The sequence below is a fragment of the Kitasatospora sp. NPDC056076 genome, assembly GCF_042266305.1.
GTDB lineage: Bacteria > Actinomycetota > Actinomycetes > Streptomycetales > Streptomycetaceae > Kitasatospora.
This window is the reverse complement of record NZ_JBHJWG010000011.1, coordinates 179,341-182,322: the sequence shown is the minus strand read 5'-3', so window position 1 is coordinate 182,322 and position 2,982 is coordinate 179,341. Positions and strand designations below refer to the sequence as shown.

Genomic DNA, 2,982 nt, shown 5'->3' with positions numbered 1-2,982 from the left:
GCACCCCCCCGGGCCCCGCCCGCCGGGCACCCCCCCGCCCCCGGCCCGCACCGCCGGGGGCCCGTCCCCCCACCCGGGCGCGGCGGCCCCCGGCCGTTCCCGCACGCCCGACCGTTCCCGCGTCTTGTGCCGCACCGCACCCCCGGCCGCACCGCACCCCTCAGCGGATCCGCGTCGCCCCCCGCCCGCGCACCGGGTGGGCGCCCAGCGGCCCGGCCGCCGCCCCGGCTCCCGCCCCCGCTCCCGCCCCGGGCCCAGTCGGCGGCGCCGCCACGGTGTCCCGCAGGGTCAGCAGGATCTCCCCGTCGTACCGCTCCGCCAGCAGCCGGGTGAGCTCGGCGGCGCAGCCCGGCCGCACCGCCGGGGCTAGTTCGGGCAGCCGCCCCGGGTCGCTGAGGTCCTCGGCCTCGGCGGCCCAGCGCGCCGCGTCGCCCCGTTCGCCCTCGGCGGCGTAGTGGACGGCCAGGCAGTGGACGGCCAGCTGGTCGCCGTACTGGGCGGCGATCCGCCACCAGAAGACCCCGTCGGCCGTGCGGCCCATGCCGTAGAGCAGGCAGCCGAGGGTGCGGAAGGCGGCCTTCTCGGCGAGTTCGAGGTCCAGGGCCAGTTCGCCGGGCTCGACCGCGCCCGCCACCCCCGCGCACAGGTGGCGCAGGTCCCGCCGCAGTTCGGCCCGCCCGCCGGACCGGAGGTGGTCCCCGGCGGCCCCGGCGTGCGGCGGCCGGGCGACGGCGGGGGGCCGGGCGGGGCGCTCGCGGCCGGTCGGGGCGGCCCGGCGGGCGGCGGCCAGCCGTTCGGCCAGCCGACGGGTGAAGGCCACCGGGTCGTGGTCGCGGAACTCCTCGTCCAGCTCGGCGGCGTGCGCGCGCAGCAGCTCGGTGACCCTCATGTCGCCTGCCCGTCGTCCGGGTGTTCCAGCAGGTACTCCAGGTGGCGCCGCCCGAGGCTGTAGTAGGTGCGGGCGGTGGTGTGGGCGATGCCGAGCGCCCGGCCGATGTCGGGGTAGGAGGTGCCCGCCTGGCGTAGCCGGACCACGTCGGCCTGGACGGGCGCGGCGCGCGCGAGGGCGTCCATCGCCCAGTCCAGGGCGTCCAGTTCGGCGAGCTCCTCCAGCTCGTCCTGGCTGGTGTCGGGGCGTCGCTGGGCGATCACCCGGAGCCGCTTGCGCTCGGCCCGGCCGCGTTCGCGCAGGACGTCGACCACCGCGTCCTTGACGATCTTGAAGGCGAAGGCCTGCGGGTCCGCGCTGGCCAGGGCCCGGCGCCAGTTCCGGTAGAGCGTGGTGCCGGCGTTCTGCACGGCGTCCTGGGCGTCCTCGCGGTGGCGCAGGCGCTGCCGGGCGTAGCGGAGGTAGCCGGTGTTCTCGCGGGTGAAGAACGCCTCGAAGTCGTTCGGCAGGTCGTCGAGCGGGTCCGCCCGAAGGCCCCGCTCCTCCCCCGGCCCGGGAGTGTTCACACGCGCCCCCTTCTCCTGGGTCAGCTGGCCGGCCCACCGGTTGGCACGCCGACGGCCCGTTTCGGGGCTCGTGGTGTAACCGTCCGGGAGGGGCGGGTTGTCGACCGGATCGGGCGGACATTTGGGAACAATTCTGTTCACTTTCGAACCAGGCCGCTGACCTGCCCGTTCGTGGGCGCGAGCGGGCGCCCGACCACCCCGGAGTGACCCAGATCACACTCGTTCGGATGGCGGCTTGACAAGCCCCGGCGACCGCCCTACGGCGCCGGCTGCACGTCCGCCGAGTCCAGCGCGACGGTCACCCGCTCCAGCAGCACCCGCAGCGCGGCCAGGTCCTCGACCGGCAGCCCGGTCGCCGTGAGCAGCCGGCGCGGCACCTGCCCGGCCCGCTCGCGCAGCGCCGCCCCCTCGGCGGTGAGGCTGACGGTCACCGACCGCTCGTCCTCCGGGCTGCGCTCGCGGCGCACCAGTCCGGCCGCCTCCAGGCGCTTGAGCAGCGGGGAGAGGGTGCCGGAGTCGAGCCGCAGGCGCTCGCCGATCCGCTTGACGGGCAGCTCGCCGTCCTCCCAGAGCACCAGCATGACCAGGTACTGCGGGTAGGTGAGCCCGAGGTCCCGGAGCAGGACCCGGTAGACACCGCCGAAGGCGCGGGAGGCGGCGTTGAGCGAGAAGCAGATCTGCTGGTCGAGGCGGAGCAGTTCCTCGTCCGCCATGCCGGGGAGCGTGGTCATGACCCCATGGTACCGATCGCCGTCGCGCCATCTAGTTGTGCACAACTGAATTGCGTGCTCTACTTATGGAGCAGTCGGCAGCCGGTCCTCCGCGGAGGACCGGACGGCCGCCGGAACAGGACGACTCCGCCCGCCCCCGCGCACCGCGACGCACCGCGGACCGCGCACCACGAAGGGACCCACCATGGACGCGCTCTACACCGCCGCCGCCACCGCCAACGGCCGCGAGGGCCGCGCCGTCAGCTCGGACGGCCAGCTGGACCTCGCCCTGGCGATGCCGCCCGCACTCGGCGGCAGCGGCCAGGGCACCAACCCCGAGCAGCTGTTCGCCGCCGGTTACGCCGCCTGCTTCGCCAGCGCCCTCGGCCTGGTCGGCCGGCAGGCCCGGGTGGACACCAGCGAGGTCTCGGTGACCGCCGAGGTGTCCATCGGCAAGGACGGCGCGGGCTTCGGCCTGGCCGTCGTGCTGCGCGTCGAGCTGCCCGAGGCGCTCGCGGGCGAGGGCGGCGAGCTGCTGGTCAAGCAGGCGCACGAGGTCTGCCCGTACTCCCGCGCCACCCGGGGCAACATCCCGGTCGAGCTGGTCGTCGAGTAACACCGCCGGGCAACACCCGCCCCGGGGCGGACCCCGGACAGGCAACGGGCAGGCTCCGGGCGGGGCCCAACGATCCGCCCGGAGCCTGGCCACGCCCCCGGGGGGCTGGGGGGCGCGGGGCGCGGCGGGTGGGGGGGGCGGGGGGGGGCGGCCCCGCCCCCGCGCCCGGGGCCGCCCCGGGGGGGGGGGGCCGGGTGGCGG

The 2,982-nt window shown here is 76.9% G+C and carries 4 protein-coding genes; 1 reads left to right on the top strand and 3 read right to left on the bottom strand.

The window, feature by feature from the left end:
- Positions 1-160: 160 nt before the first annotated feature.
- From ACFC1T_RS12335 to ACFC1T_RS12325, 3 genes are all read right to left on the bottom strand, one after another.
- Positions 161-889: a hypothetical protein gene (locus ACFC1T_RS12335; protein ID WP_375887040.1), complete on the bottom strand. Its 729-nt coding sequence runs from the start codon at positions 887-889 to the stop codon at positions 161-163.
- The gene (locus ACFC1T_RS12330) at positions 886-1,455 is read right to left on the bottom strand and encodes an RNA polymerase sigma factor (protein WP_375887037.1); all 570 of its coding nucleotides are present in this window, start codon (positions 1,453-1,455) and stop codon (positions 886-888) included. The genes ACFC1T_RS12335 and ACFC1T_RS12330 overlap by 4 nt, the downstream gene beginning before the upstream one ends.
- A gap of 257 nt (positions 1,456-1,712) precedes the next feature.
- Complete coding sequence (locus ACFC1T_RS12325) at positions 1,713-2,186, bottom strand: MarR family winged helix-turn-helix transcriptional regulator (protein ID WP_375887035.1); 474 nt, start codon at positions 2,184-2,186, stop codon at positions 1,713-1,715.
- Between the two features lie 184 nt (positions 2,187-2,370).
- Here ACFC1T_RS12325 and ACFC1T_RS12320 point away from each other — a divergent pair, with 184 nt between their 5' ends.
- Entirely contained in the window at positions 2,371-2,781 is a 411-nt protein-coding gene (locus ACFC1T_RS12320; RefSeq protein WP_360245460.1) for an organic hydroperoxide resistance protein, read from the top strand.
- Positions 2,782-2,982 lie beyond the last annotated feature (201 nt).

Excerpts from the sequence above, each read along its gene's own strand:
- ACFC1T_RS12325 (WP_375887035.1), bottom strand. The coding sequence starts at position 2,186 with ATGACCACGCTCCCCGGCATGGCGGACGAGGAACTGCTCCGCCTCGAC.
- ACFC1T_RS12335 (WP_375887040.1), bottom strand. The coding sequence starts at position 889 with ATGAGGGTCACCGAGCTGCTGCGCGCGCACGCCGCCGAGCTGGACGAG.
- ACFC1T_RS12320 (WP_360245460.1), top strand. The coding sequence starts at position 2,371 with ATGGACGCGCTCTACACCGCCGCCGCCACCGCCAACGGCCGCGAGGGC.